The 26,995-nt window shown below is 43.1% G+C and carries 24 protein-coding genes and 1 pseudogene; 13 read left to right on the forward strand and 12 right to left on the reverse strand.

The genetic code is table 11. The features are described 5' to 3' along the window. Window positions 1–31 precede the first annotated feature (31 nt). From hutX to OCU36_RS16855, 5 genes are all read left to right on the forward strand, one after another. Window positions 32–553, forward strand: a complete 522-nt coding sequence (gene hutX, locus OCU36_RS16835) for a heme utilization cystosolic carrier protein HutX (protein WP_261840676.1) — start codon at window positions 32–34, stop codon at window positions 551–553. Window positions 554–709: 156 nt separating this feature from the next. Next, on the forward strand, window positions 710–1,240 hold the full coding sequence (gene hutZ, locus OCU36_RS16840) for a heme utilization protein HutZ (RefSeq protein ID WP_004731858.1): 531 nt from the start codon (window positions 710–712) through the stop codon (window positions 1,238–1,240). A gap of 113 nt (window positions 1,241–1,353) precedes the next feature. After that, entirely contained in the window at window positions 1,354–1,899 is a 546-nt protein-coding gene (locus tag OCU36_RS16845) for an ATP:cob(I)alamin adenosyltransferase (RefSeq protein WP_261840677.1), read from the forward strand. Window positions 1,900–2,146: 247 nt separating this feature from the next. Continuing rightward, the gene (gene ppiC, locus OCU36_RS16850; protein WP_261840678.1) at window positions 2,147–2,425 is read left to right on the forward strand and encodes a peptidylprolyl isomerase PpiC; all 279 of its coding nucleotides are present in this window, start codon (window positions 2,147–2,149) and stop codon (window positions 2,423–2,425) included. Window positions 2,426–2,710: 285 nt separating this feature from the next. After that, entirely contained in the window at window positions 2,711–4,099 is a 1,389-nt protein-coding gene (locus tag OCU36_RS16855; protein WP_261840679.1) for an alpha-amylase family glycosyl hydrolase, read from the forward strand. A gap of 106 nt (window positions 4,100–4,205) precedes the next feature. On the opposite strand, the gene OCU36_RS16860 is transcribed toward OCU36_RS16855, so the two are convergent. The 3 genes from OCU36_RS16860 to OCU36_RS16870 all read right to left on the reverse strand — a co-directional run bounded on the left by OCU36_RS16860 (window position 4,206) and on the right by OCU36_RS16870 (window position 8,768). Further along, window positions 4,206–6,077, reverse strand: coding sequence for a methyl-accepting chemotaxis protein (locus OCU36_RS16860; RefSeq protein WP_261840680.1), 1,872 nt, complete (start codon window positions 6,075–6,077; stop codon window positions 4,206–4,208). 417 nt (window positions 6,078–6,494) lie between these two features. Further along, the gene (locus OCU36_RS16865) at window positions 6,495–7,865 is read right to left on the reverse strand and encodes a YjiH family protein (RefSeq protein ID WP_261840681.1); all 1,371 of its coding nucleotides are present in this window, start codon (window positions 7,863–7,865) and stop codon (window positions 6,495–6,497) included. Window positions 7,866–8,093: 228 nt separating this feature from the next. Continuing rightward, window positions 8,094–8,768, reverse strand: coding sequence for a YoaK family protein (locus tag OCU36_RS16870; protein WP_261840682.1), 675 nt, complete (start codon window positions 8,766–8,768; stop codon window positions 8,094–8,096). Window positions 8,769–9,043: 275 nt separating this feature from the next. Here OCU36_RS16870 and OCU36_RS16875 point away from each other — a divergent pair, with 275 nt between their 5' ends. Beyond that, window positions 9,044–9,685, forward strand: coding sequence for a hypothetical protein (locus tag OCU36_RS16875; RefSeq protein WP_261840683.1), 642 nt, complete (start codon window positions 9,044–9,046; stop codon window positions 9,683–9,685). Between the two features lie 216 nt (window positions 9,686–9,901). After that, a complete protein-coding gene (locus OCU36_RS16880) occupies window positions 9,902–11,224 on the forward strand; it encodes a peptidoglycan DD-metalloendopeptidase family protein (protein ID WP_261840684.1) in 1,323 nt (440 codons plus the stop codon). Between the two features lie 117 nt (window positions 11,225–11,341). Here OCU36_RS16880 and OCU36_RS16885 read toward each other — a convergent pair whose 3' ends face one another. Both OCU36_RS16885 and OCU36_RS16890 read right to left on the reverse strand, forming a co-directional pair. Next, window positions 11,342–13,198, reverse strand: a complete 1,857-nt coding sequence (locus OCU36_RS16885; RefSeq protein WP_261840736.1) for a putative bifunctional diguanylate cyclase/phosphodiesterase — start codon at window positions 13,196–13,198, stop codon at window positions 11,342–11,344. A 129-nt stretch (window positions 13,199–13,327) separates the two neighbouring features. Next, window positions 13,328–14,224 carry a LysR family transcriptional regulator gene (locus OCU36_RS16890; RefSeq protein WP_261840685.1) on the reverse strand — a complete coding sequence of 299 codons (897 nt, stop codon included), beginning with the start codon at window positions 14,222–14,224 and terminating at the stop codon, window positions 13,328–13,330. Window positions 14,225–14,332: 108 nt separating this feature from the next. Here OCU36_RS16890 and OCU36_RS16895 point away from each other — a divergent pair, with 108 nt between their 5' ends. From OCU36_RS16895 to OCU36_RS16905, 3 genes are all read left to right on the forward strand, one after another. Then, window positions 14,333–15,538 carry a multidrug effflux MFS transporter gene (locus tag OCU36_RS16895; RefSeq protein ID WP_261840686.1) on the forward strand — a complete coding sequence of 402 codons (1,206 nt, stop codon included), beginning with the start codon at window positions 14,333–14,335 and terminating at the stop codon, window positions 15,536–15,538. 98 nt (window positions 15,539–15,636) lie between these two features. Further along, window positions 15,637–15,987, forward strand: a complete 351-nt coding sequence (locus OCU36_RS16900) for a hypothetical protein (RefSeq protein WP_017057980.1) — start codon at window positions 15,637–15,639, stop codon at window positions 15,985–15,987. Window positions 15,988–16,197: 210 nt separating this feature from the next. After that, window positions 16,198–16,332, forward strand: coding sequence for a hypothetical protein (locus OCU36_RS16905; protein WP_261840687.1), 135 nt, complete (start codon window positions 16,198–16,200; stop codon window positions 16,330–16,332). Window positions 16,333–16,487: 155 nt separating this feature from the next. Here OCU36_RS16905 and OCU36_RS16910 read toward each other — a convergent pair whose 3' ends face one another. The 4 genes from OCU36_RS16910 to OCU36_RS16925 form a co-directional block, all read right to left on the reverse strand. Next, window positions 16,488–17,105 (reverse strand): glutaredoxin domain-containing protein, encoded by a 618-nt coding sequence (locus tag OCU36_RS16910; protein ID WP_261840688.1) that lies wholly within the window; start codon window positions 17,103–17,105, stop codon window positions 16,488–16,490. Window positions 17,106–17,173: 68 nt separating this feature from the next. Next, complete coding sequence (locus OCU36_RS16915; protein WP_261840689.1) at window positions 17,174–18,064, reverse strand: DMT family transporter; 891 nt, start codon at window positions 18,062–18,064, stop codon at window positions 17,174–17,176. A gap of 152 nt (window positions 18,065–18,216) precedes the next feature. Beyond that, complete coding sequence (locus OCU36_RS16920) at window positions 18,217–19,215, reverse strand: porin (protein ID WP_261840690.1); 999 nt, start codon at window positions 19,213–19,215, stop codon at window positions 18,217–18,219. A gap of 385 nt (window positions 19,216–19,600) precedes the next feature. Then, on the reverse strand, window positions 19,601–19,849 hold the full coding sequence (locus OCU36_RS16925) for a hypothetical protein (protein WP_261840691.1): 249 nt from the start codon (window positions 19,847–19,849) through the stop codon (window positions 19,601–19,603). A gap of 251 nt (window positions 19,850–20,100) precedes the next feature. Between OCU36_RS16925 and OCU36_RS16930 the strand changes: the two genes are divergently transcribed. Beyond that, window positions 20,101–21,705: a mechanosensitive ion channel family protein gene (locus tag OCU36_RS16930; protein ID WP_261840692.1), complete on the forward strand. Its 1,605-nt coding sequence runs from the start codon at window positions 20,101–20,103 to the stop codon at window positions 21,703–21,705. A 165-nt stretch (window positions 21,706–21,870) separates the two neighbouring features. Beyond that, a complete protein-coding gene (locus OCU36_RS16935; protein WP_261840693.1) occupies window positions 21,871–22,707 on the forward strand; it encodes a RecX family transcriptional regulator in 837 nt (278 codons plus the stop codon). Between the two features lie 177 nt (window positions 22,708–22,884). Here the strand turns inward: OCU36_RS16935 and OCU36_RS16940 are convergent, their stop codons facing one another. The 3 genes from OCU36_RS16940 to OCU36_RS16950 all read right to left on the reverse strand — a co-directional run bounded on the left by OCU36_RS16940 (window position 22,885) and on the right by OCU36_RS16950 (window position 26,603). Next, window positions 22,885–24,291: a YfcC family protein gene (locus OCU36_RS16940; protein WP_261840694.1), complete on the reverse strand. Its 1,407-nt coding sequence runs from the start codon at window positions 24,289–24,291 to the stop codon at window positions 22,885–22,887. A 74-nt stretch (window positions 24,292–24,365) separates the two neighbouring features. Beyond that, on the reverse strand, window positions 24,366–25,475 hold the full coding sequence (locus OCU36_RS16945; RefSeq protein ID WP_261840695.1) for an NAD/NADP-dependent octopine/nopaline dehydrogenase family protein: 1,110 nt from the start codon (window positions 25,473–25,475) through the stop codon (window positions 24,366–24,368). A gap of 192 nt (window positions 25,476–25,667) precedes the next feature. Continuing rightward, window positions 25,668–26,603 carry a LysR family transcriptional regulator gene (locus OCU36_RS16950; protein WP_261840696.1) on the reverse strand — a complete coding sequence of 312 codons (936 nt, stop codon included), beginning with the start codon at window positions 26,601–26,603 and terminating at the stop codon, window positions 25,668–25,670. Window positions 26,604–26,802: 199 nt separating this feature from the next. On the opposite strand from OCU36_RS16950, the pseudogene OCU36_RS16955 reads away from it, so the two are divergent. Next, window positions 26,803–26,985 (forward strand): annotated as a pseudogene (locus tag OCU36_RS16955) (IS3 family transposase); the annotation flags it as partial. Between the last annotated feature and the right edge of the window lie 10 nt (window positions 26,986–26,995).

Consider the following 26,995-nt stretch of genomic DNA (forward strand, 5'->3'; position numbering starts at 1 on the left):
GCAAATTACTCGTTTATACGGAACCTATTCAATGACAGAGACAAGATTAGAAATGACAGAAACTCTAGAACAACGTGTCGCTCGAATTCTAGAAGAAGAGCCAAAACTACTGGCGACCGCCATTGCGGAGAAGCTAGGTGTTTCAGAGGTTGAAGTGGTTGCTGCTTTTCCAAACGACATGGCGGTAATGCTAGATGGCAGCCGTGCTCAAGAGATTCTAGAAGGTTTAGTGGGTTGGGGCCCTGTGACCACAATTGTGCATTCATTTGGTTCTATCTTTGAAGTAAAAGCGCCATTCCCGAAAGGTAAAGTCGCGCGTGGTTACTACAACCTAATGGGCAAAGAGGGCGAGCTTCATGGCCACCTAAAACTGGATAACGTTAAACATATCGGTTTGGTGAGCAAGGCGTTCATGGGGCGTGAAAGTCATTACTTCGGCTTCTTCAGTGAAACTGGCGAGAACATTTTTAAGATTTACTTAGGCCGCAATGAAAAGCGTGAGCTGATTGCCGACCAAGTAGAACGCTTCAAAGCGCTAAAAAAACAAGCTTAAGTACAGTCAATAGTAAATAATCAGCAGCAATCTTACATAGGGTTGCCAACTGGTTTAAACAAGACATCAATGCTCGAGGGTTGTTTAGTTCGCGAAATGATCGCTCAACCTCGGGCAAAAATAATAAATCAGAGAACGTGAAGAAAGGAATTACCCATGGAACAGCAAGTAAAACAAGAACGTCTACAAGGTCGTCTAGGTCCAGAAATTAAAGAGTTTCGCCAAGAGCGCCGTACCCTTCAACTTGCAACGGTTGATGAAGAAGGTCGCCCGAACGTAAGTTACGCACCTTTCGTTCAGAACCAAGAAGGTTACTTTGTTCTCATTTCTGATATTGCTCGTCATGCTCGTAACTTGAAAGCGAACCCTCAGGTCTCTTTGATGATGATCGAAGACGAAGAGAGCTCGAAGCAGCTTTATGCACGTAAGCGTTTAACGTTTGATGCTCAAGCAAGTGTTGTAGAGCGTGAAACAGAGCTTTGGACTCAAGTGATCGGCCAGATGCAAGAGCGTTTTGGTGAAATCATTGATGGTTTGAGCCAACTTCAAGACTTCTCTCTATTCAACCTTAAAGCAGAGAACGGCCTGTTCGTTAAAGGATTTGGTCAAGCATACCAAGTGTCAGGCGACGATCTGGTCGATTTCGTTCACCTACAAGAAGGCCACAAAAAAGTGTCTAATGAGTAATCTCGTTTAATCGATTTCTTTAGGAGCCCTCCAATGTGAGGGCTTTTTTATGTCTAAATCCAAGAGTTTGGTATATTGGCGTTTGATGACTATTTATGTGTAAGGATCGGTACGTGAAACCAGTAAGTCGAGATTGGGACGAGTTTTGTTATCCGTTTATTTATGAAGACAGTCCTATCTGTGATTTTGAGATTTTATCGGATGAACTTTGTTGCCGAGTTGGATTGGTGTTGTCTTTAGAGCTAGAGCCTCAGGTTCGTGAGATCCTGCAACGCTTGCAGCCAAACCTCTACCATTTGAATGGCTCTGTGCGCGGTAAGCTTGCCATCACCGAGTCTGAATTGGTCGAGCTCAAGCAAGACTATCACCGTATCCGTGAGCAGCTAGAAGGGGGTTTTAAAGGCTTTGTCTTACCCGGTGGACACCGAGTGTCCAGTGAACTTCACTTGTGTCGTTGTCAGGCTAAGAAAGTTGTGCGAGCTTTGGTGAGTATTGAACATCATGAAAGCAAAAAATCGCCAGACCCGATTCTTTTTAAATACGCAAACCTAGTGGCGAACACTCTCTATGCATTGGCCTCTTTTACCAATCATGTCAATGAAGTTGAGGAAGTGGAATTTGTGAGTAAGAGCTACCCTATGCCCAAGAAAAAATCGTGAAACCTAAGTACAGGACACAAAGCGTAACTCGGCGTTCTGTCATTGGGTGTCCGATTACCACGCTTTAGGAGAGTTGTTTTGGGTTATAGAGTGAAGAACACGAGATCTTGGGGTAAAATTACGTTCAATGTCGATGGCTTCATGTCGACAAGTCGTTAGCGATTAATCGATTTATAATAGTCAGTACCTTGGCAATGTTCTAAGCAACGCTTGTAAGTCAACTGACAGAAACAAACAGAGAATGATCATGGCAAGAACAGCAGCAGCACTTCATATTTTGGTGAAGCATAAAGAACAAGCAGAAGACATTATTAAGCAGCTTAAAAAAGGCGCTAAATTTCAAGCACTCGCGAAGAAGTATTCAACATGTCCATCTGGCAAAAAGGGCGGTGACTTAGGCGAATTTCAAAAAGGCCAAATGGTGCCTCAGTTTGATAAAGTTTGTTTTTCTGGTGAGACGCTTGTCCCACATCTTGTTAAAACAAAATTCGGCTGGCATGTGGTTAAGGTACTTTACAGAACCTAGCAAAAGATATGTGTTAGGTGGAATAAAAGGAGCGTTTATACGCTCCTTTTTTGTGATCCTGAGGCAAATTTACGCGCCACCTGGCTGAGTCTATCATCCCATACGTTATGCGATAATTGGCGCTACGCCCTTAACCATCCGCCATGACTAATCGATGGGAGGAGGAGGGGATCTTAATGAGTACCCCCTATAATAAGTGTCATTCTTAATGAAATTTATACAGCTTTGCCTTTTAGCTTTGGTATTTATCTAGAAAGCTGAAACTGAGTTTGGTAGGAGAACAACATGGAGAGTTCAGCTCTGTTAAGCAACCCAGCAACAGATGTCATATTGCATGCCTTTGACTGGTGCTACGCTGACGTAATGAAGAACGCCCCATTGATTCAAGAGTTGGGTTATAAATCTGTTTTAGTTTCACCTGCGATGAAGTCGTTACGTGGCCCTAAAGGTTGCAACCGTAATTCTGGCACTCAATGGTGGCAGCGTTATCAACCGCAGGATTATCGTGTGATTGATAATCAGTTGGGGGATACACAAGATTTCACTGCGATGGTCAACACGTTAAAACAACATGGGCTTCGCACCTATGTAGACGTTGTGTTTAATCATATGGCTAACGAGTCGAGTATTCGCAATGACTTGACGTACCCGAACCTTCAAGATTTAAACTCATACCAAGAAGACGCAGAATATTACGCATCCATACGTTTGTTTGGTGATCTTTCGAAACCGTTATTTGATGAAAACGATTTTGTGGAAGCGTTTGGTATCAAAAACTGGAAAGATACTTGGGAAGTGCAAAACGGACGTATTACCGGTGGTGCGAGCGACCCTGGTTTACCAACACTGCTGGATAACGATAATGTGGTGGCACAACAGAGATCTTATCTAAAAGCCTTGAAAGCGATTGGTGTGAAAGGATTCCGCATCGATGCTGCAAAGCACATGACGCTGTCACATCTACGTAAGGTGTGGACCGATGATATCTGTGAAGATATGCACATCTTTGGCGAGATCATTACCGATGGTGGTGCGACCGAGGAAGAGTATGAACTGTTCCTTGAGCCGTACCTAAAGCACACTCGCTTAGGTGCGTACGATTTCCCGTTGTTCAACACCATCTTCAAGGCTTTTGACAAGCAGGGCAGCTTTAAGTCTCTGATTAACCCCTACTGTTTTGGCCAGGCACTATCGAATATGCGAGCCATTACGTTTGTGGTCACTCATGATATTCCCAATAACGAGGTGTTTTTGGAGCATGTGATGGATGAAGTGGATGAGCAATTGGCTTATGCCTTCATTCTTGGTCGAGATGGCGGTGTACCACTGGTTTACAGTGAACTAAGCACCAGCGGTATTCTAGACAAGAGTGGTCAGCCTCGTTGGCGGAATGACTGGCGAGCCCCGTACATGAAAAGTATGATTCAATTCCACAACCATGTTCATGGTCAAGCGATGAGTGTGATCGAAGCAAATGATGACTTGTTGGTGTTTGTCCGTGGCGACAAAGGCATTGTCGTAATCAACAAATCGAAGCGAAGTAAAACCGCATCATTAGCTTGGACAGGTGCGGTGACTGACTTATTGTCTGGTGAACAATTTGAATGTGCGGACAAGGTGTTAACGATAGAGGTTAAACCTAATGAATGCATGATGCTGACGACGAATGGTTGATTGAGATTAAGCCAGAAGTCACAAGCTATCTAAAATAAACAAAGAAAAGGCATGCTTAGATAAAATCTAGCATGCCTTTTTTGTTCGTATCATTTTTAACGTATTTTTACACGATAAACTTATTCAATAGTTCATCTTGTGCTCGAACATTCTCAGTTTGTGCCTGCATGGCTGCGTTAGCGTCTTGAGCTGCGTTAGAGACTTCCGTTGAGAGATCTTTGATCTTAACGGTATTGTTATTGATTTCTTCCGCGACTAGGCTTTGTTCTTCAGCGGCTGAAGCTATCTGAATATTCATATCAGAAATACGTTGAATCGCATCTCGGATACGGTCAAGCGAGGTGTTCGCTTGCTGAGCACATCCTACGGCGTCAGTGGCGGTATCTTTACTTTGATGCATTGCATTCGATACTGAGCTTGCGCCGGCTTGCAACTGCTCAATCATACTGCGGATTTCAGTTGTAGATTGCTGAGTACGTTGTGCCAAGGTACGAACTTCATCGGCAACCACTGCGAACCCACGACCGGATTCACCAGCACGCGCGGCCTCGATGGCGGCGTTCAATGCGAGTAGGTTCGTTTGGTCTGCAATATCGTTGATGACCTTAAGGATTGTCTCGATGTTTGCTGTCGCTGACTCAAGTACTTGTACTTCAGCTACGGCCTCGTCGATCCGAGTAGACAGATTATCAATTGCTTTTGTTGTGTCACTTACGACTGATGTTCCGTCCAGCGTTGCTTCATCGGCTTCACGAGCGGCGGCTGCGGCACCTTGAGCATTGTTTGCCACTTCTGTTGCTGTTACAGCCATTTCATTCATGGCAGTCGCTAACTGCTCAAGCTCTTGAAGTTGTGTATTAACCGCATTTGCTGATTTGCTTGAACCTTCAACCGTGATTTCCGTACCACGTTTAATTTCGACACCAATCGCTTTCGATTGAATGATTTGATTTTGGAGGTTCTCGGTAAAGGTGTTGAAGCCTTTGGCAAGGTCAGAAAATTCTTTATCTGTATTGGTATCTAAACGTTTAGTTAAGTCACCTTGTCCGCTTGCTACGTCTTGAATCGCTTGGTTGAGTGCTTCCAATGGGCGCATTAGCACTCGGATTAACATTGTCAGTGCAATAATACTGAGAATAACGGCAGCCAAAGAGTATATGATTGAGCTATTTTTTAAGTCATCAATGGTTTTGAACGCAATGTCCTTATCAAGAACGGTTCCAATGTACCAATCTTCACTGGGAATATGAGTAAAGCTAACTAAGAGTGTTTTACCGTCGACTTCAATTTCTTGGGAGCCTTCACGGATAGTGACTTGCGGCATATAGCTTGAAAGCATTTCGCCATTATTTTTAGAATCTGGATGAGCGATGGTCGTGCCGTCGGCCGTGACTAGGAATAAATAACCCGCATCAAACAAGTTAACTTGGTTCACTAAAGTCGACAGGTTCGTTAACTCTACATCGTAGAACATGCCCGCTGTGAAGCGTCCATTGTCTTTAACTGGTGTACCGACTGAAATGATAACTTTTTTACTTGAGGCATCGACATAAGGAGTGGTCACGATTAAATTGTTTTTGGCCTTAGCTGCGACGTACCAAGGACGAGTTCGAGGATCGTAATCGGGACCCGCTTCCCAAGCATCATCATTTTCAATGACTAAACCGCTTTTATCATAACCAAAACCAATCGCAAGAAAGCTACTTTTAAGTTTCGGCTTTTCCAAGATTGTTTTTACGTAGGCAGGATCTTGAGGATTGCTCTCAATGATTTCGGTTGTTGATTGTGCTAATGCTTTCTTGGCATTCATTTCTGACACGACAACATCTCTTACCCCCAAAACCATTTCTTTTAGGCTTGTATTGACGTGGCTTTCTACAGCGTTCTTTACTGTATAAAGTTGTTGTATCGAAAGCAATGATACTGTCACTAGCAGTAGTACTGATGATGCAGTAACCACCTTATGGCTAAATTTCATTGAGTATTCCCCTTCTCACAGAATTTGCGAAGACTAAATCTAATCATGTTTTGTAATTATAGGTATCGACTGGATTGATAATTACTTAAATATAATTCTATCAAATAGGCTAAAAAATAAACGGAAAGTTGTGCGATATCCAGTTATTTAACCATTAAGTTACAACTTTTCAATAACTTGAAGGCTAACTAAAATAAGGTGTGTGTGAAACAAGCGTGCAGTAGTTTGGTGTTTATACGTCAGGAATGCTTTTAAAATTAGCCATGAGTAATAACATAAGTGAAATAGACTCAACACCAGCGTTTTTTCGAAGCTGTCTTTAGAGAAATAATGGAGATATTGGAGGGAATAAAAAACCTCACATTTGTGAGGTTTTCCGATTGATAGCGTTACGTGTTATGTCCGCAGTAAATCACTTTAGAATATTAAATGCGCGACACCAGCAATCACAGGGAGTGTGATTAAAGTACGTAGAATAAAGATAATAAACAGTTCAAAGATATTGACTGGAATCTTACTGCCTAGCAGTAGTGCGCCCACTTCTGACATATAGATCAGTTGAGTCACTGACATGGCAGCGATAACAAAACGAGTCATCTCATTGTCGATAGAAGCCGCCAGGATTGCTGGAATGAACATGTCCGCAAAACCAACGACGATAGTTTCGGACGCTGCGACGGCTTCTGGAACGCCAAGGAGTTCTAAAAATGGAATGAAGGGTTGACCTAGAGTTGAGAAAACAGACGTGTATTCTGCAATAACCAATGCCATTGTACCAAGACCCATAACGACAGGCAGTACTCCAAATACCATATCTATGGCGTTACGAACGCCTTCGCCAAATACGGACTTAACAGACTTAACTTGTGAGGCTTTGCTGACCGCTAATTGTAGACCCCAAGAGAATGTGGAGTGACCCATTGGGATCGCATCAGCATCTTTGTGTGGCTTGCTCCCATCAATAAACGTATCTTTCTTCCTACTCAAGGGCGGAAGGCGAGGAATGATGACCGCCGCGACAATACCGGCTAAACAGATGGCTGCGTAGAAAGGTAGGAATAGGTGTTCAAGATTGACTTGAGCAATAACGACAAGGCTGAAAGTGATCGATACGGCAGAAAAAGTCGTACCAACCACGGCGGCTTCACGTTGGGTATAGAATTTATTTTCGTATTGTTTGCTCGTAAGTAGGATACCAACACTGCCGTCCCCTAACCAAGAAGCCATACAGTCGATAGCACTGCGGCCTGGTAGGTTGAAGATTGGGCGCATGACTTTACTTAACAAGGTGCCAAAGAGTTCTAATAGGCCAAAGTTAAGCAGTAGTGGCAAGAGTAAACCTGCAAAGATGAAGACTGAAAACAGTGTAGGAAGTAGTCCCTCAAGCACTAAACCACCGGTATTTTCTTCCCATATCATTTCAGGACCGATATGGAAGAAAGCCATCAATGCAGCAGCACCGCCGATCAAACGCACTAACAACCATAGAGGCGATGGGTTGAAAAGACCGCTTAAGAATGAACTTGATACGATGAATGTAGGCTTAAAAATGGTGCTTAAAATGGAAGCTACAGACATGAAAGCAACGATTGCAGTGATGATAGGGACCAGATATTCACCGAAAACCGCTTGAATTGACTTGGCTAAGATAGCAACAGGGATCGTAAGATTACCTTGATAGCTAATTGGAGCCATGAAAAGGAATAAACCAATCAATGATGGGATTAAGAAAACCCAGAAACTGCCTTTTGATTTATTGGGCTGAGCAGTATTCGTATTGTTAGACATGTTAATTGTTCTCGTATTTCTACATGAAAAAAAACCACATCCTTGGCATTTTTATTCACTAAACGTCCGTGTTTTTCATTGGCTGCAAGATTACCCAGTATTCACACTCCTTGCAATACTATTCATCAAATATCGCTAAGTATTCAAGTGGGATAATTTAAAAATCACTAATAGCTTAGAATAAACGGTTGTTGATGTTACGGATTTCGATGAGTCATTACCAGATATTTACAGTTTGAGTTGTGTTTCTGTTCGATGGCTCAAATAAAGCCAATAAATGAAGGCAATGATGAAAGCAAAAGAGGCAGGAAAAGCCAGTGCTAATATTTCAAAATGATCGAACAGACAAGCACCGATTAAACCACCAAACAGGAAACCGACGACAATAAATATCAGCAGTTTGGCTTTGCGACGGTCAAAGGGCATGCCTTTTAATCGAGCACCGATCATTATCCCTAGATCAGTAATGATTCCACTCATGTGCGTTGTTCGAATGATCGCGCCACTGTAGGTCGTTATCATAGCGTTCTGCAAGCCACAAGCGGCTGAAGCGAAGTATTGTCCGGAAGTGAAGCCTTGTAATAGTGCCCAAAGCGATACAAACAGTAATCCCCCTTCAATACACAAAGCGACACCGTAACGACGTCCTAACTTTAGAACTTGGTTCTCGATAAAGAATCCACTAAATGCTGCGCCCAACATAAAACTCAATATTACTAATAGTAGGTGTACTGAGGATGAGGTTGGAATCAGTAAGCTACTGCCTAATAAAGATACGGTACCTGAGATGTGCGAAATGGCTTGATGTTGGAAGCCGAGTAATCCGATAGCATTTACGCTACCAGCAAGACCGGCTAGTAGTAAGGCGCCATATTCAACCCAGCGAGGTAGTTTAGAAATCATGGAAGTCATTCCGGGTTAAAATTAGGACCCAGATTATAACGCTAACGAAAAGATACGCTAGCGTTGTTGAACCACTATATTGGATCTTGAACTGCATAGTGCCATCTCATTTTAACGGGTCAATTTATCGCAGTATGACTGTTAGCCGTCATGGTTCATTTGATGTTCAAATTTATCATAACCGTGTTCTACTTCCAGTTAACCCGATATTGATCATTAGACTAAAGCCCTTTATGGTCAGCACAACCAATGAAAATAAAAGATTAAAACTGATCATGAAAAAGAAAATTTTACCGATACCTCTGATTTTACTGGTTCCAATTGTCATGCTAGTGGTCGTCATAGTGGCTGGTATTTATCGATTCAGCCTCAGTGATGAAGAGATCTTAGCGAAGTTTCCTTCATCACAAATCACTTATGATCCCATCGTTGACACTGTGTTTGATTTGAAAACGACCAACCCATGGACAATTAAAGTGCCAGAAACGAATGCATATGCTTTCATTAATCGTGTCGACAACGCCAAAGCGCTCGCATTTGGCCGTTATGACTCTGGTGTGGAGCGTGGTGTGATTACTGTAGATACTAAAAAACTTTCAACCGTGATCATGGGGGAGGCGAGTTTCTTTGTTGCGCCTATGTGGGTATCGAATCAAGGTAGCGGTGTGTTCTACTACCTTGGCCTGTTTAAATTTGATCAAAAGCGAAGCCGTGTCGTGCTAGTCGATCAACTCCTACTGGGCGATCGTGTGCAAATTCAAACCTTGGACGTCACTCCGCCAGCTGATGGTCAGTTTACTGGCGCTGGTTTCATCGGTTTCACTCAACATTCTTCAAAACAATCCTTCGCAGAAGCACCGTCGGAAAAGGTGTTAATGAGTTTTTCTTTTGATACGCAGTCGATAGGTAAGGAGTGACATTTGAGTGAGTGTAAGAAATCACTGTTTGTATGAATGAAGTTGGGGTCTATCTCTCATGGGAAAATGAAATGTAGATGCGTTTTTTCATTTCCAACAACTCAATGACTTAGCCTGCTATTGCAATATTAGTATCATATTATTGCAATGTATTGATGATTTATGCGTATGAAAAGCATATCCTACACCTTTATATCGTAGAAAGACCTGTTTACCGTGTATTCAAAAATATTACCCTCTTCGCTTTCTGAGCTTTCACCTCTAAAAAAAGTGGCTATTTTAGGATTGCCACTTATTGCTGCGATTGGTGTTACTCTGCAATCTACCCATTCAGATCTGACGAAAACCGTTGATTTGAATTTATCGGACTCCAGTGTTATTGAGTCAACGGCACCACCTTCTTCTGTGACGGCTATTGAGCCACCGACGTTTGAGTACCAAATTCAAACAGGTGATAACTTGAGTAGTATATTCACTCAGCTTGGATTTTCGTATAAATCGATGATGAGTGTAATGGAAACCGATTTAAACTTTCTAGCGCTTGATACGTTACGCCCTGGTGATACATTGCGTTTTTGGAAAAGTGAGGCGACAGGTGATCTTTCCAAAATGGAACTTCAATTTAGTATCGCTGATAAAGTGGTCTATCGACGACTTGAAGATGGCACCTATGAATTTAAAGATATCTCTATTCCGGGTGTGTGGAAGCAAAAGCCTTTAGTGGGGGATATCCAAGGCAGTTTCTCTATGTCGGCGAACAAGGCGGGCTTGAGCAGTCTTGAAATTGACCACATTGTTACGTTGCTCAAAGATAAGTTGAATTTTAGCCGAGACTTACGTGCTGGTGATCAGTTTGAGGTCCTTCAAAAAGTACAATTTGTTGAGGGTGTTGCAACCGGAAAACGCGAAATTGAAGCAATAAAAATCATCAACCGTAACCGAGTCATTTCTGCTTATCTTCATACTGATGGGCAATATTACGATATGAATGGTGATAGCTTACAACGTGCTTTCCAACGTTATCCAGTGAACAGCAGTTGGCGTCAGAGCTCTCAATTCAACCCTAAACGTCTACACCCGATTACAGGTCGTATCTCACCACACAATGGTACCGATTTCGCGGTTCCCGTTGGAACTCCGGTTCAGGCTACGGGTGACGGTAAAGTCATTATGACGCGTAAGCATCCTTATGCGGGTAATTACGTGGTTATTCAACACGGCAGCACTTACAAAACGCGCTATTTGCATCTAAGTAAGATCCTCGTTCGAAAAGGGCAAGCGGTTTCTCGTGGGCAGCGTATTGGTTTGTCGGGTAAAACAGGCCGAGTGACAGGTCCACACTTGCACTATGAGTTGATCGAACGTGGTCGTCCAGTCAACGCTATGACAGCGAATATTCCGATGGCAGAGTCGGTACCTAAGAAAGACAAAGCGAGCTTTATGGCCGCGAGAGACGAAGCTGACAAGCTATTTAAAGAAGCGTTGGAATCGCAATCCGATCATAGTGAACGAATTGTTTCGGTAAACGGTCTTAATTAATCCATTGGGGAGAGCCGCGAGTTGCATGCTAAACCGTTCAAAGTTTAGTCATGAACTCGCGGCTTTTTAATGTGTTTTTTTGGGTTAAGGCAATGGGTTTGAACGCGGGTTATTCGGTTATGTATTGTCCGTAACAGGCAGCTCAGCATGGGAGAGATAACTGACGATAGCTTCTGGTCGCATGGGCGGTGAATAAAAATATCCCTGAATCTTGTTACACCCCATAGCGTGAAGTTTTTCTAATTGCTCACGTTCTTCAACCCCCTCAGCAACGACGGATACGCCTAAGCGATGAGCAAGCTGGATGATCAACCATACAACGCTCTCGGAGGTAGAACTTGTCAACAAGTTACGAATGAAGGTCGCATCAATTTTAATGCAATCGATAGGGTAGCTGTGAATGTAATTGAGGCTTGAGTAACCGGTCCCAAAATCATCGAGTGCGACTGTAAATCCTTGATCCCTTAAAAAGTTAAGCGCCGATTTTGTCTCTTTTGTGGGGGACAGTAATACCGTTTCAGTTAACTCAATTACAAACTCATTTGCCTTGAAATGGTGTTGTTCAATAGTGCGAGTGAGGTAGGATATATAACGTTTAGAGTCGGTAAGCTCATGAGCGGAACAGTTAATCCCAAGTTTAACTTTGTAGCCTAAACCTTGTTCTAATATTGTTTTAGCTCGGCACACCAGTTCTATAATACGTTCACCCAGTTCGACAATCAGCCCTGATTCTTCAGCGATTTGAATGAACTCGACGGGTGAAATATCACCGTATTGCGTTGTTTTCCAGCGAGTCAGGACCTCGAAATATTGCCATTGAGATTCGTTTTTAATCACAATGGGTTGTGTCACCACGTACATACCATTGTCATTGTTTATGTCTTTATGTGAAATTGGGCTTTCAAGCTCACGACGTAAAGCCGCGATTAACTCGGTTTTCCTATGGTAACGAACGCTTAGATGAGTGTCATAACATCGAGTTTGGTTATCTTGGCTAAGTTTGCACTCTTTCAACGCCAAGCTGGTGTTAAAGATGATCTGTTCTATGTCTTTGTTATGTCCATCTGAGCGAGCAATACCGATACTGACGTCGATATTAATTTTTATATCGAGGTTGCTATAGCCTTCTTTGGTTTTAGCCTGTAGATGTTCACACACCGCTATGGGATCGGAATGGTAGGTAATAAAGGCAAACTCATTCCCCGCAGTTCGAAAAATCAAGTTACTCTCGGGTAGATTTCGACGCAAGGTATCGGCAACATACTGAAGCACCTTATCGCCAATATAATGGCCATGCATATCATTAATGGCTTTGAAGCTATTAATATCGATCATCGCTAATGTGAATGGCGTGATGCCCTGCTGAGTAATGGATTCTAAGGTATCTGACAAGCAACTTCGATTTAGCAACCCAGTTAAATTATCGTGTGAAACCTCATAACTGAGCTGATTGAGCAGTTGCTCAGAGCGCTCGTTGAACCACATTTCTCTAAGTGTATGGACGATGATATCGGCAAAAAGTTGATGGTACTTTATCGCTTCTTGTTTTTGGCTTGGACTCAGTGGAGAAGCAAAGGTTGAAAATAGTACACCTATTACTTCACCACTCTGAGTGCGAGTAGGAATTGCGATAGTCAGATCTGATGTGATTTCTTGTCTAAATGCCGACGTTGGTAGCGACTGAATGATGTGCTGCGCAAAGGAGCAATCGGGGTGCTTTTGATTGACAGCTTGTTGATAGATGTGACCATGACGTGCGTTGATTTTGTCATGTACGATATGATCAGAATGCGCAATCACCGAAGGAAGTATTTGGTCTGGAAAGTTTCTTTTTTCTATGATGCTGGTGCTCTGAGTACCAAATGTTTGATGCAACATGAGCGCGGCCGACTCTAAAAGGTCGATACCTTCCAATTTGAGTAGACGCCCAATGTGGTCGGTGTTGATTAAGCTGTTGTGTGTATCTTGATACATCGTTTTCACCGCTAATTTGAAGGTGTCTTTATGCATGAAAACCCATATTGTTTTGATACAGTATTGACCACGTTATCGTTTTTTTCAAATTCAGTGCGACTTATAACGTTTATCGCACTTCCTTCCTATTTATAAAACTAATGTGCTGCGCTCTTTGTCTAGCCTACCTTTTAGGTGGTCTAAAAACAGCTTGGTCCGAGTATGTGAGTAATCAAGTTTAGGATAATAGGCGTAAACCATGACTTCATCGGCTGTTATATTTGGCAATACTGGAACTAATGTCCCTTGTTTAAGGTCATCTTTAATCATCGCTTTGATGGTTAATAATATACCCATACCTCTTTTCGCTGCATGGAATAGAGCTTCTGGATTGGTGGTCGCAAAGTTGCCGTTCAAAGTGATTCGCTGTTCTTTGGTTAGCGCCACTTCACGAGTAGGACGCTCTCCCCAGATCAAGGAGTTGTGCCGTTCTAAATCTTGCTCTGATGTGGGGTAACCATGTTTAGCGAGATAACTCGGAGCCGCGTAGAACCCTGCTTTATGTTCAAACAATGGTGTTTTTTTAAAGCTTAGCGAGTTGAGTTGCTCTAACTCACGACTTATCACCAGATCCAATCCAAGTTCGGGCAGTTGGCCGGGGGTGGTGGTGATGAGTTGCACTTTTATGTCGGGGTATTTTTCTAAGAAATCGTCCATATATTGCACTAGAAATTTGGATCCAACAGCAATAGTCGCCCCTATTTTTAACAGGCCGGCAGGGGTTTGATTGACGGAGCGGGTTTCATCGATGATCGATTGCCAACTATCCAGTTGAGCTTTGGCTCGTTGGTAAAAGAGTGCGCCAGCTTCTGTTTGGCTAATCGAGCGTGTCGTGCGTTTTAAGAGCTGCGTGCCGATACGATCTTCTAGCCAATTCACTCTTTTACTGATGGCCGAGCTGGTGGTGTTGAGTTTACGAGCGGCACCATTGAAACTGCCTTCTTCTATTACTCTGACATAGCTTTTTGCGTTAAGAATCCAATCCATATTATTTCCTGATGGGACTTAATAAAATTCCAATTTGGTTGATTATCAATTATTGGGTTTGAATGTAAACTCATTTGATGAACAAATAACAAACAAGGAGGGAATTATTTGAGCCAATCAAACTTTAAAAAAACACCGTTACTGTTAGCCATGATGATCATTGCTACCGGACAAGTCGGTGTCAGCATCTATTTGCCATCTTTACCGTTAATTGCTGCTGACTTAAGTGTTTCTCAGGTGGATGTTCAGCTGCTTGTTACGCTGTTCCTTGTGGGCTTTGGTCTGTCTCAGTTGTTTTATGGGCCGATGTCCGATGCGGTGGGAAGAAGGCCTATTTTCCTATTAGGCCAAGGTGTGTATCTGATTGGTACCATTGTTTGTTTTATATTTTCTGACAATATGACGGCGTTAGAGGTGGGGCGATTACTACAAGGTTTAGGAGCGGGGAGTGCTTCGGTACTCGGGCGTAGTGTTCTGAGGGACAGCTATGATGGTCCGCAACTCACTAAGGCTTTATCTTATATTTCGATGACGGCTTCGATCATGCCGATCATTTCGCCTGTATTTGGTGGTTGGATTTCATTTCACCTAGGATGGCAGTCTGTCTTCTTGTTTGTGTTAGTTTATTTATCTGCGATTTTCATCTTAGGTTACTGTGTGCTACCTGAGACCTTGCCTTATGGAAAAAGTCGCTTTGATGTCAGTCAAGTGGTGAAGAATTACGGACGCTTGTTGACCAATCGCCAAGTGATCAGCAGCGCGAGCTACAACTGGATGAGCTACATAGCGAGTTTGGTGTCGTTGTCTTTGTTCCCATTCTTAATGCAAGAACAACTGGGGCTGACCGCCGCTGAATATGGTTCTTTGATGATTATTCCTTCTGCGGGGTTGATGATCGGCAGTGTTTCTCTTAATTTACTGAATCGAAGATTTAGCACGCCCCAACTCATGAGCCTTTCGATTGTTATTACTTTGGCTTCTGGTGTTTGGTTGCTGACTCACGAACTCTCCATCTTTCATCTTGTGTGGGCATTTACTTGGTTGACGATAGCGCAGGGGATGTCATTCCCTCTTTCAATTAGTTTGTTGTTGGAACCTCATAAGAAACAAGCGGGAGCCGTGTCTGCACTCTCGGGCTCAATTCAAATGTGTTTGGCGGGTTTATTGGGGGGATACTTAGTTGAAAACTGGGTGACGACTCATCTGCAATTGGGGGTGTTTTATCTAACCATTGGTGTGGGGATGGGGCTTGTACTTTGGTTTACAACGAAAATAAATAACAAAGCCGTCTCTCCAAAAGTGGAATACAACTAAATGGTTCTTGCTTTATAGTCTGGCATACCAACGTTAATACATTGTATTTATGTGGTGGGTTTTCTACAATGCTTCGGTCCATTTAATAGGTAAACAACATGCAGCAAAATGAATTTGAAGTACTGGTAAAAGCTATTTGCGCACTCGATGGCCTGCCACAAGCGCTTGAGCTCTTGAAATCCAACGAAGACACTGAAGTCGCTGAGGCTGCCGCATCACTGACTGGTCAATTTGCGCTAGCAGAAGTGGAAGGCGAAAAGCGTATTTACCACGTGACACTTCAAGAGAATGAACAAGGCGAAGAGCAAGAGTACATCGAACATGTTATGAATGAAGGTGATGACTTAATCAAATTTGCAGCTTGGTTCTTCGAAACGATGTTCGAGTTAAAGCAAAAAGATACCTACCAAATTGCGGGTAAAACCTACAGACAGCCAAAGCGTAGCTAGAGATGAGTTATTGCGAATAGCTTCAGCAAAGTCTGTCGTTTTAAGCGAAGCGAGTAAAAAAGCAGCTCACATGGGCTGCTTTTTTATATATATGTGTCTACGTGTAACAACTTAAGTTAACTTGCAGTAAAGTGTGATTTATGTCTTGTTTTTGGTTGGTTTAAGTGTAAAATCCGCGCAAAAGAGAGTCGACTATGTGCGGAGATAAGCATGAATTACGAATTAGGTAACGCATACCTTAGCCAATTAGCTGCGAAAAATATGATGCATGAAGCATTGTATGGCAAGCCAAAGCCGAAAAAAGCATCATTCTTTAAGCGAATGATGAAGAAAATGGCGAAGTAAGTATTGTCCAAAACGGAATTTTAAAAGGCCTTAAACTTGATGAAGTTTAAGGCCTTTTTCGTTTTAGCGATGGGTGAATTTCATCGCTCTATTGTGGATGGATACAATATGGATTAGCGATTAGCTGCCAGAATCCCAACTCTGCCTAAGCGAAATCAGCTAGCCGATTGATTGGATAAATCGATAACGTTGTTTGGAATAGAATCTAGATCACTTTCTTTTATCCAAGCGGCCAAGTTGTCTGCTCCGCCAATGTATTTACCATCTAACCAGATCTGAGGAACCGTGACTGGCGTTTTCTCACCAATGTGTGCTTTTACTTCTGGGATCATGCGATATAAGGCGGCACTGTTTTTTACAACATCGTGGTATTGGTACTCGACGCCGGCTTTATCCAGCATTTTCTTTGCCTTAACGCAAAATGGGCAGGTCGCTTTACCATAAACGATATTGCCTTTCAGGCTGTCTCGTTTTGTCCACTCTTTGATCACGGATTGAACCAATACACCGCGGTTGAGTGCCTCGCCTTGGCTGACTACCTTGCCTTCAACGACAAGGATCGGAGCATGCCAAGAGCCCAGTTTTAAAGGTTCCCACCAGTGAGATAACCAATCTTTCACTTCCAATTCGACATCGACACCAGCCAACTCATTCTCAAATGTATCCTCAAGAATGTCTTTGGTCAGAGTGCATTCTCCGCATGGGATATTGACTTTAAATGGCCCCCAACTGCCAGCCCAACGGTATAGTGTAATCTTGACGGGTTTGTTCATGGTTACGACCTCGTTTAAATTCTCTTATCAATATAGAACGGATAAGAGAATTATTTATTTCATTCACCCTATAGCTTGTTCACTTTAGCCGGTTTTTTTGTTTCCCAATGAGTGATAAATGCGACGGAGGCAATAATAATTGCGGCCCCTAGCCATAGACGGCCCGGTGGAACCCAACTAAACACAATCCAACCGGCTAAGACGTTGAGTGGTAATTTGGCGTGATCAAAAGGTTGCACAAACGAAGCATCAGCGACTGAATAAGCTTTTACAATGGCCCATTGTGCAAGCGCTGTCATCACACCAATGATGAGTAAAATCGCCCAAATAGTCCCCCCGGTAGGGGTTTGCCAATCTGGGATCGCAAGTAGAATATTAAATGGTGTGATCAAGAGTAAAAGGTAGACCACCATGGTTGAAGGGCTGTCTTGTGAAGAGAGTTTTTTCACCATCAGTGAGTAGCATGCCCAAAAGAACGCTGCGCCAACGGGTAACAGCGTTGCCCAGTTAAAGTCTTCAGCCCACGGTTCTAGAATCACCATCGCACCTACAAAGCCTGCTAAGGTTGCCCCCCAGCGAGCAGCCCCAACTTTCTCCTTGAGAAAAAGCCCTGAACCTATAGTTGCAAATAGCGGCGACGTCATCAGTAGGGCAATGCCTTGCCAAATCGGCACTGGGTAAGCCAGCGCCCATATCCAAAGTTGGATACCAATAACCGATAAGAAGACACGGAATACGTGTAATTTGAGATTGTCAGTTTTTAGCGCACGGCGAATACCCAACGTGTTCAAATAGGGAAGAATAGCGAACAGCGCGATGGTGTATTGAATGACGGCCACCGTGGTAGAAGTCAGTCCGAAATGAATGCTAGCAATTTGAGTTAGGCTGTTGATAACGGCAAAGGCTAAGCCTGCGGTTAGCATCCAGCTAGCGCCTTGGATCGGATGGTGTTGTGACATGATGCTTTTAATTGTTTGATGTGGTTCGCCTATGATACGGATTTAGCACCACTTAACCAGAAAAAGCATGGATGAAGTTATTCAGAATATTTGAATATGAAAAAAGGTTGAGCAATGCTCAACCTTCTGTCTTTATCTAATGTCGATTTTGGTTAGAAGTCGTAGCGTAGACCTAGGCGAAGAGAGTCTTCACTTTGTGTTTCTAGACCCGCAACTTTTATATCATCTAAGTTGTTCAATTGGTAAGCAACGTATGTACGGATAGATTTGTTGAACTTGTATGTTCCCGTTAGCTCAAAGAAATCTGCTGTATCTGCAGTGACGTTCTGTGTCGTGTCTTGTTCTTGTTTTTGGTACAAAGCAGCCAGCTCAAATTGGTCAGTTAGTGTGTATTTAGCCGCTACCTCTACACCTGAAAACTCAGTCTTCGCTTTGTCGTCTAGGTCGCCCATTGTGTATGTTGCACCTAGGTATAACGCATCCATCTTGTAATTGATACCCGCTATTACAGCCGTTGCAGAACCGTTGCCAGCACCGTTGTCGTTCCCCGAGTAACCAAGACCGAAACCTAAGCCCATTGGTAGTGTGTAGATACCAGAGATACCGAAACCGTCCGTATCTTTATCGTCGCCAGCGATGAAACTGGCCTTCAACGCAAGAGTATCAGTATTGTAAGCGTAGACAAACGTGTTGTTAACCTGCTCGTTACCCGCGTTAATGAAAGCTTTTTGATCACCGGAATAGATAGTCACATCCGACATTTCTGAGATTTGAGCTGCGGCTGTATCTTGGCGACCTACCGAGACAGCACCGAAATTACCTTCAAGGCCTGCGTACATGTAGCGTTGTTTAAAGTTATCTGTTTCATCGTTATCCGCTGACGAATTTACGCCTTGTTCCGCTTCGTAGAACCCGAAACCAGATAGGTCGCCAGTGATGTCTGCTGTACCGCCAACATTCAAACGCACACGGCTTTTATTTTTCATGGTTCCGTCGATTTCTTTACCACCTGAACCAATGAAATCACCACGGAATTCCGCACGTCCACCAATCTTAAGCTCTGTACTGTCAGAGTTGTAAACGGTTGCTGCTAGAGATGAACCGGAAACTAGTGCTGCTACCACTGCTGAAGCTAGAACTGCCTTTTTCATAATCACTTACCTTGTATTTTAAAATCCGTGAGCAATGCGCTCTCCGTTTCGCTATGAAGCTAATTTAGAGCAGCCAAATTAAGCTTTCATTTCCATACAATTACATTTTCGTGAATGGGGAACTTTTTAGATGTTGATTTTATTGCACTTTTATTTCAGCGGTGGGGTGGGGACATTGTGTTAAGCGCATGAAAAAGCCGACTGCGAGTCGGCTTTCTATTCATTGCTTTTTCGAGGCGCTATCTCTAACTACACACGTTTAAAAAGCACCATCTAGCAGGTCTTTTCATCGCTCATAAGGATCAAGCCGCCGATTAAAGCAACGCCAATCATGACTAGAAAACCGTTGCTACTTTTTTGATGTGCTAAGGACGAATGGGATGCCTTAGTGAGTACGACGAGGTCCGTTGCGAACGAGGTCTTTACCATTATCAAAGACTTCTTTGGAGATCCAGCGAGCAAGAAGCACTTGATGATTATTATTAAAGACGGCAACGAAATGACGACCATCTGAATTATTGGTTGCCATACCGACACCTTCCACACCTTCAAGGCCTAAACCACCCGCTTCAACTGAAATTAGGAATTGTTCTAGCTCTTCTAGAGACTCGATAGTATCCAGTTCGTTGTTCATAGATATGCTCTCTTGCTGCGAGCCAATATAGGATTGAAGGCGTTTTCGTGTATGCGCCTAAGTCATCATATTGGCCATTTTTCTTTAATTGGCGGCTACTCTACAGGTCATAACGAGGGATTGGAACTCTCAAAGACTCAACATATTGGATATTTTGCAGTTTTTTAACACAACATACGTTTAAATGCTTGTTATTAAAATTCTTTTTACTAGTATTTACAGGAGAAATTTAGATATTTATAGGATTTAACATGATAAAGGTTTGGCGTTGTCTATTTTTAATGTTGGCGTTTGTTGCATTCGGGAGTTTTGCGCAAAGCATCGACAAAATAGCAGAAGTTCAAGACCAGCTAATGCTGGATCTAACGACACTTGAATCAGCGCACGAGGCTGAAAAACCGTTTCTTGAAGATATATTAAGGCGCAAAAACCAAGCGTTACGTAAGGAGATATCTTCACAATTATCTTCGGATAAAAAGGAAGGGCTTGATGCTGTGCTCTCCAAACAAACCGAGCTACTGCAGCATTTGTTGTCAATGAATGACGTCAAGATTGCGTCAATGAGCAAAGAGAGTCGCTCGGCAGATGGGGATGCCCAAAAGCGCCTTGAACTGTTGATTCAAAAACACATTGGAATGATGGATGTGTATTACGAGCAACTCTCTAAAACGTTAAGTTGGATCAAGGAGAGAGGTGGAGATGTCGCTTCTTCAGAAAGTCGTCTTAAATCCTCATTGATTGCGCGTTCTGAATACCTGACGAATGCGATTCTTTATACCGATACTCAACGTCAGGACTTAAAACGCCGTTTGTCGTTTGTTAGTGAAGAAGAGAAGGCGACGATTAAAACTGAGTTAGTGCGTTATAGCGAACGAACCAGTGTCATGGTCTCTAGTTTAGAAGAAACCATTTCTTTAATGGAACCTTTTGGTGTTGATGTCACGTCATATAAGCGAATTTTATTGGCGACCACGGGCGATATTAATGCTGATGTTTTAGATATTGATATTGCCTTGGATCTATTGGAGGGTTGGCTACATTCGTTTAGTGGATGGGCTTTTGAAAATACCCCTTCTTTTTTCGTTAAGCTTGCCGTGTTATTAGGTATTTTGTATGTGACTAGCCTGATTGCAAAGGTTGCTCGTAAAATGGTTCGAAAGAGCGTGTCACATTCAAAAATGGACTTCAGCGTATTGATGCAAGAGTTCTTCGTATCGATTGCTTCTAAAACCGTGATTTTGATCGGTTTGCTTATTGCCCTATCTCAAATAGGGATTGAACTTGCACCACTACTTACAGGGTTTGGTGTTGCGGGTGTCATCATTGGTTTTGCTTTACAAGATACTCTATCGAACTTTGCATCTGGCTTGATGATCTTGATCTACCGTCCATACGATGTGAGTGACATGGTCAACGTGGCAGGCGTTCAAGGCACAGTAAAAGACATGAGTTTAGTGTCGACTACCATTCAAACGATTGATAATCAAAGATTAGTGATTCCAAACAACAAGATCTGGGGGGACGTGATCAACAATATTACGGCTGAACGTGTTCGACGTGTGGATATGGTGTTTGGTATTGGCTATGCAGATGATATCGATAAAGCAAAAGCGGTGTTACATGACATCATTTTAACTCACCCTAAAGTACTGAAAAAACCTGAGCATATGATCAAGCTTCATACCTTAAATACATCTTCGGTTGATTTCGTGGTAAGACCTTGGGTTAAAACGAATGATTACTGGGATGTATATTGGGATGTAACGGAAACCGTTAAAAAACGCTTCGATGAAGAAGGCATTACGATCCCATTCCCGCAAAGAGATGTGCACATTTACAATCACGAAGAGAGCTAAGGTTAGCCTAAAGCTCATCGTTGGGTTGGATGTGAAATGGACGCTGAAGTAAGCGTCCATTTTTATTGGCTGTCGTTTATCCGGTATATGGTTTTTTTCTGTCACTTCACTCATCTTAGAATTACGTTATCATGGGGTAGGCTCAGTTTGGACAGTTGAAATCGAATGGATAATTCCCAGCAAAAAACGCGCACTAGCAATACGACGGTAAGAAAAGCGACGCGAATTGAAAGTGTCATGAACTCTGCGATGTGGCATTTAACTCAGAGAGACATGACAGAAAGCGAGCTGATTGCGAAGCTAAAAGTGAAAACCGACAATCAAGAATGGATCGATGAAACGTTGAATACTTTGAAAGGCTTTGGGTATCTCAAGTCTGACCAAGTGTTTGCAGAACAATTCGTGGAGCAAGCGTTCTCTGGTGAGTTTGGCTCTCGCTACATTATCGAAAAACTGAAGAAGAAAGGGCTAACGGATTTGGTCATTTCAGACGCGATCCATAAAGTGTCCTTCGAAAAGTCTATTGATGAACAAACCATCTTGATAGACCGAATCAACCACTACTACTCAAGCTTTACCATGAGTCGTGAGAAACTGGTCGCGACACTACAAAAACGTGGATTTACTTACCAGCAAGTGAAAGTCGCGATGGAGCAACACCCACAAGCACATGAACTTAAGAGCACTCTTCAAATTAAGGCAGAGAAAGCCGATTTGGAAAAAGAGGTGCTCAAGTATGCTCGTAAAGGCAAGGGCTTGACGGCCATTCAGCAAGAACTGAGGCAACGACAAATCGACACGACTGAGTTGTCATCGTTAATCGAGCGACTAATAAACGAAGAGCAGCTGGATTTTTACTCATCTTGTTTAGAACAGTTGCAGAAAAAGTCCTATGATCTTAACGATCACAAAGAGCGTTCAAAAGCCTACGCTATGTTAAGTCGAAAAGGTTTTTCATCGGATGAGATCAAGTTTGCTTTGAGTGAAGGGAAGGAGCAATAAAGCGATAGAAAGTTGCTATTTTTCTATTTTTGCTATTTCGTGTGTGGTTTTTCCTTAAGTCACTATTAATGAATGGCTGAACAAACAAAGTTCATCTCTAAAGAGGATAGCCAATCCGGAGATGAACTTTAATCTACAGCTAATTGACGTTGCTGTTGGGTGTATACTTCAATCAGATTAGCTGATCACAACACCAAGACTTAGAAGAATCATAATCATGGTACAAAGTACGCCAAGCAATGGACCAATGAATTTTAGCCAAGATGAGTAAGCAACTCGCCCAATGGCTAGGCCGCCCATCACCACGCCCGATGTCGGTGTCACAAGGTTTGGTAAACCAGAAGCAGATTGGTAGGCAGTGACAACCAGTTCTCGGCCAACACCAGCAAAATCCGCGAGTGGGGCAAGGACTGGCATTGAGAGTACCGCAAGTCCTGAAGAAGACGGAACGACTAAACACATCACGGCTTCGACCCAGTAGATAGCATTGATGAATGCGATTTCGTTTAACCCACCTAATAAGCCTTCCGCGTAATGCAAAATGGTGTGGGTTATGTTGCCGTTATCCATGACGACCACAAGACCACGAGCAATAGCGATGATCAGGGCCACTCCCAGAAGATCGCGAGCTCCGTTGACGAAACTGTCGGTAATTTCAACTTCTGACATTCGACCAACGAAGCCAACAAGAATGCTTGAGCCAAGAAATAGAGCGGAGAGTTCAGCCATCCACCATCCTGCTGCGGATACACCCCACATCATAACGGCGAAGGTTAAACCGAAGATAGCCAGTACCGCTTTACGTGTGTTGTTTAGCTCTGGTGTTTTTTGCTTTTTACTATGCAAGAAATATTCTAAGTTTGATTCTTTCTGGTGAGCGACGATTGAAAGTTCAGGGTTGTTTTTGACTTTTTCAGCGTAACGCATGACGTAGACGACACAAACGATCCAACCAAGAACAAGGATCACAGCGCGAAGGGCGAAACCTTCCATAAAATTGATTTCAGCGGCGTTAGAGGCAATAACGGTCGCAAAAGGGTTAATGGTAGAACCCAAACAACCTATCCCTGCGCCAACCATAATGATAGCAACACCAACGATGCTGTCATAGCCCGCAGCGATCATGACCGGAATCAAGAGGGCATAAAATGGGATGGTTTCTTCTGCCATACCATAAACCGTACCGCCCAATGCGAATAAGCCCATTAGAATAGGGATCATCCATTTTTCTCGGCCTGCTAGGCGCTTCATGGTACCTGCTATGCCAGCATCAATCGCGCCAGTCTGGGTTACTACAGCCAAAAATCCACCGATAACCAATACAAATAGGGCGACGTCCACCGCACGCGCCACGTAGCTGCCGGGGTCATAGAAGCCTTGAATTGGTGCCATTAAAATATCAACGATACCTTGAGGATTTGAATCAACGGTTTGATATGTGCCTACCATTGGCACCATACGGCCTAGTGTTTCATTGGTTTCCATCTGATACTGACCGGCTGGGATAACCCAAGTTAAAACAGCCATAAGTACGGTCAGGATCATCAAAATTGTGTAGGCAGAAGGGAATTTTAATTTTGTCATTGCGATGTCCTTTTGTTCCTTATGGGGCCGAAGCCCCATTGATTCGGATTTAGCCTAAAGGCCGTTCCTTCACGTTAATTAACGAATTCCATGATTTGTTGAGCGGACATATCGGCAAGCCCCATTTGTTTTAATGTTCTTCCGGATTCGAAATAGTTAGTCTCGTTGTAGGCGTTGTCGATGTGCAGGCATGACGTCACCATAGGCGTATCAATACCGACCAGCTTACCAAGCTCGTAACAAGGGACGAGAAGGTAAGCGGCATCTTCCGTGATGTATCGGTTGCTGGCTGAGTTGGGTGCGCTGTTGAGTTTGCCGTGGGTTTCTGAAGTGCGGTTAACCTCATAAACACTTTCACATTTCATACCGTAAAGGGCATTCATTGCTTGAAGCTCAGGTAACAGTTGTAACCCTAGAGCTTTGCCTATGGATTGACGCTCTGACTCCATTGCTGCTGCCGCTTTTGCTGTTGAAACTGAGCAGCAATCTTTGTAGTAATTGAATTGGCCATCGAAGTTTTCTAGTAAGCCAATATTGAGTGTTGTTAGTAATGGATGTCCACCAAAGTTGATGTTTTCTAATCCGGCTTCAATGACATTACTCAGCCTTGTTAAAGGCAAAGGCATCACAGTTTGTAAGGCTGCAATAGCCTCTTCCGTGCGATGTGCAGGATAAGCAGCGACAGGGAGGTACTCTTTCATACCTAAAATAGCGATCTCTGCAGGCCCAACAATTCGAGTTGCCCAGGGAATCGAAATTGCGTCGACAAAAGTGATATCTAAATGCGCAAACCCTTGTTCATTTTTAATTCGATTAAGCACCAATGAGCCATAATTTCCTGGCATAAGCATGATGATTTGACCATCACGTAAATGGGGCAGCATTTGAGTAAAGAGTGGCTCTTGCGCAAATGATGGAACCGGTAAGATGAGTAAGTCTGCATAGGCCACTGTCTCCGCCAGATCGCGGCTGATTCTGTCACACGCCTGAAAGCCACTGTAAGTCAGTTCAACGCCATTAAAGTTTTCAAGTGCACAGATCCCTCCTCGTTGTTCTATGTCTGCCAGAGGATGGTCAAAACCTGGCGAGCCATAGAGGCAGACATCAGCACCTTGTAGGGTGAAGTGATAGGCCGCTGTTAATCCAGCATTACCGGAGCCAATCACAGAGACGCGTGTTTTCATAATTTCTTCCTTATTGATTTTTGTTTTTCTGGTTGAGAGCTTAAGGAAGAAGGCACATTCGTCGCCAATGATTAAGCTGGAGACTAGTATGCAAAAAAGGAATGATGAACAGCTGGTTGTGTGTCAAATTATTGATTTTAATCGTATAAATTGATTTCTTTAAAGTGATCTGGCATCTCTGTAACTGTGAACTTACTCAGAACCATATTCACTGAGGTTTCGCATTGGCCCAATTTTTAGCTGAATATTCATTGCGTCAGCTTGCAACATGAATTGCTCAATGAACTGTTCCGCATTTCGGTGAATAGGCTTTAACGAAGGGTAGAGAATATCAAATTCAAACGGTAGGCCGAATACGAGCGGTTTCATGACAACCTTTGGGTGCTCGCTTTCCATGTAAGCGGTAAATGGATCAGTGATCGCGATCCCCACACCTTCTCGAACTAAGGTTGCAGCGGTGCTTGCCAGTGAGACTTCGATTTGCTCAATCGTTGATAGATCATAACGACGTAACAATGCATCGATTCTTCTCTGAGTAATATCCTTTTCGTGGCGGATGAGTACTTGACCCGCAATATCGTAGATGTCTATGACCGAGCGTTTGGCCAGTGGCGAATCGGATGGAATAAGACAGACGCATTCGCACTCTACTTTTTGTGCTTTTACACCCGCGAGATGTTCATCAATAAACGCAAAGCCAATGTCTGTTGTTTGACTTTGAACCCGCTGAATCACCTCTTCGGAACGATATGTTTTAAACCCGACTTTGACTTTAGGCGCTTGCTTTAAAAAGACCGCTAAGATTCTGGGCAAAAAAGCGTTTGAGAGAAGAGGCATCGCTGCAATATTCAATGTCCCGAAATGGCATGAGCGAATTGAATGCGCAGCATGATCGAGACTTGATACAGCATCAAAGACTTTGGAGACTTCAATATAGAAAGCTTCGCCCTCATTGCTAAGCTCTAAGCGATTTCGTTTACGAATAAAAAGTTGAAAACCAATTCTTTGCTCTAAACTGGCTAATAGTCGACTGACGGCGGATTGACTAAGTGATAAGCGCTCTGCCGCGGCAGTGACGGTTTGACATTCAACAATGGCTTTAAAAGCATTGAGTTGGGTTAGCTTCATTACATACAGCTCTGGATACAGGAATCAATGAAATTACCAGAAGCTCTAGTGGAATACCTTGAGCTGCTATGAGTAATCAATAATTTCTTGGCAACTTTAGAGTGGGTAAAGCCCAACTAAAAGTCGCTTTGAACCGTGATCCACCCCCGCATTTTTTGGACATCGAGTTAAGTGAGTTCAATCACTAACGAGGTGAACGATGACAACCAAGAAAGCGAGAATTAAACATCCCCCTGAATTTAAAGCAGAAGCACTGAAGTTAACCGAGACAGTAGGAGTAACTGCGGCAGTAAAACAGCTTTCCTTGCAGCAATCTCAGCTCTATGGTTTACGTAAGGTTGTCAATAAAGACACTAAGACCAGTCGACGGAGACCAGCACTAACGACTGGTA

The sequence above is a fragment of the Vibrio artabrorum genome (genome assembly GCF_024347295.1).
Lineage (GTDB): Bacteria > Pseudomonadota > Gammaproteobacteria > Enterobacterales > Vibrionaceae > Vibrio > Vibrio artabrorum.

What these genes read in the sequence shown, in the direction of transcription:
- hutX (WP_261840676.1), top strand. Translation starts at nt 32, where the DNA reads ATGACAGAGACAAGATTAGAAATGACAGAAACTCTAGAACAACGTGTC.
- hutZ (WP_004731858.1), top strand. Translation starts at nt 710, where the DNA reads ATGGAACAGCAAGTAAAACAAGAACGTCTACAAGGTCGTCTAGGTCCA.
- ppiC (WP_261840678.1), top strand. Translation starts at nt 2,147, where the DNA reads ATGGCAAGAACAGCAGCAGCACTTCATATTTTGGTGAAGCATAAAGAA.
- OCU36_RS16855 (WP_261840679.1), top strand. Translation starts at nt 2,711, where the DNA reads ATGGAGAGTTCAGCTCTGTTAAGCAACCCAGCAACAGATGTCATATTG.
- OCU36_RS16860 (WP_261840680.1), bottom strand. Translation starts at nt 6,077, where the DNA reads ATGAAATTTAGCCATAAGGTGGTTACTGCATCATCAGTACTACTGCTA.
- OCU36_RS16865 (WP_261840681.1), bottom strand. Translation starts at nt 7,865, where the DNA reads ATGTCTAACAATACGAATACTGCTCAGCCCAATAAATCAAAAGGCAGT.
- OCU36_RS16870 (WP_261840682.1), bottom strand. Translation starts at nt 8,768, where the DNA reads ATGATTTCTAAACTACCTCGCTGGGTTGAATATGGCGCCTTACTACTA.
- OCU36_RS16875 (WP_261840683.1), top strand. Translation starts at nt 9,044, where the DNA reads ATGAAAAAGAAAATTTTACCGATACCTCTGATTTTACTGGTTCCAATT.
- OCU36_RS16885 (WP_261840736.1), bottom strand. Translation starts at nt 13,198, where the DNA reads ATGTATCAAGATACACACAACAGCTTAATCAACACCGACCACATTGGG.
- OCU36_RS16890 (WP_261840685.1), bottom strand. Translation starts at nt 14,224, where the DNA reads ATGGATTGGATTCTTAACGCAAAAAGCTATGTCAGAGTAATAGAAGAA.
- OCU36_RS16900 (WP_017057980.1), top strand. Translation starts at nt 15,637, where the DNA reads ATGCAGCAAAATGAATTTGAAGTACTGGTAAAAGCTATTTGCGCACTC.
- OCU36_RS16905 (WP_261840687.1), top strand. Translation starts at nt 16,198, where the DNA reads ATGAATTACGAATTAGGTAACGCATACCTTAGCCAATTAGCTGCGAAA.
- OCU36_RS16910 (WP_261840688.1), bottom strand. Translation starts at nt 17,105, where the DNA reads ATGAACAAACCCGTCAAGATTACACTATACCGTTGGGCTGGCAGTTGG.
- OCU36_RS16915 (WP_261840689.1), bottom strand. Translation starts at nt 18,064, where the DNA reads ATGTCACAACACCATCCGATCCAAGGCGCTAGCTGGATGCTAACCGCA.
- OCU36_RS16920 (WP_261840690.1), bottom strand. Translation starts at nt 19,215, where the DNA reads ATGAAAAAGGCAGTTCTAGCTTCAGCAGTGGTAGCAGCACTAGTTTCC.
- OCU36_RS16925 (WP_261840691.1), bottom strand. Translation starts at nt 19,849, where the DNA reads ATGAACAACGAACTGGATACTATCGAGTCTCTAGAAGAGCTAGAACAA.
- OCU36_RS16930 (WP_261840692.1), top strand. Translation starts at nt 20,101, where the DNA reads ATGATAAAGGTTTGGCGTTGTCTATTTTTAATGTTGGCGTTTGTTGCA.
- OCU36_RS16935 (WP_261840693.1), top strand. Translation starts at nt 21,871, where the DNA reads ATGGATAATTCCCAGCAAAAAACGCGCACTAGCAATACGACGGTAAGA.
- OCU36_RS16940 (WP_261840694.1), bottom strand. Translation starts at nt 24,291, where the DNA reads ATGACAAAATTAAAATTCCCTTCTGCCTACACAATTTTGATGATCCTG.
- OCU36_RS16945 (WP_261840695.1), bottom strand. Translation starts at nt 25,475, where the DNA reads ATGAAAACACGCGTCTCTGTGATTGGCTCCGGTAATGCTGGATTAACA.
- OCU36_RS16950 (WP_261840696.1), bottom strand. Translation starts at nt 26,603, where the DNA reads ATGAAGCTAACCCAACTCAATGCTTTTAAAGCCATTGTTGAATGTCAA.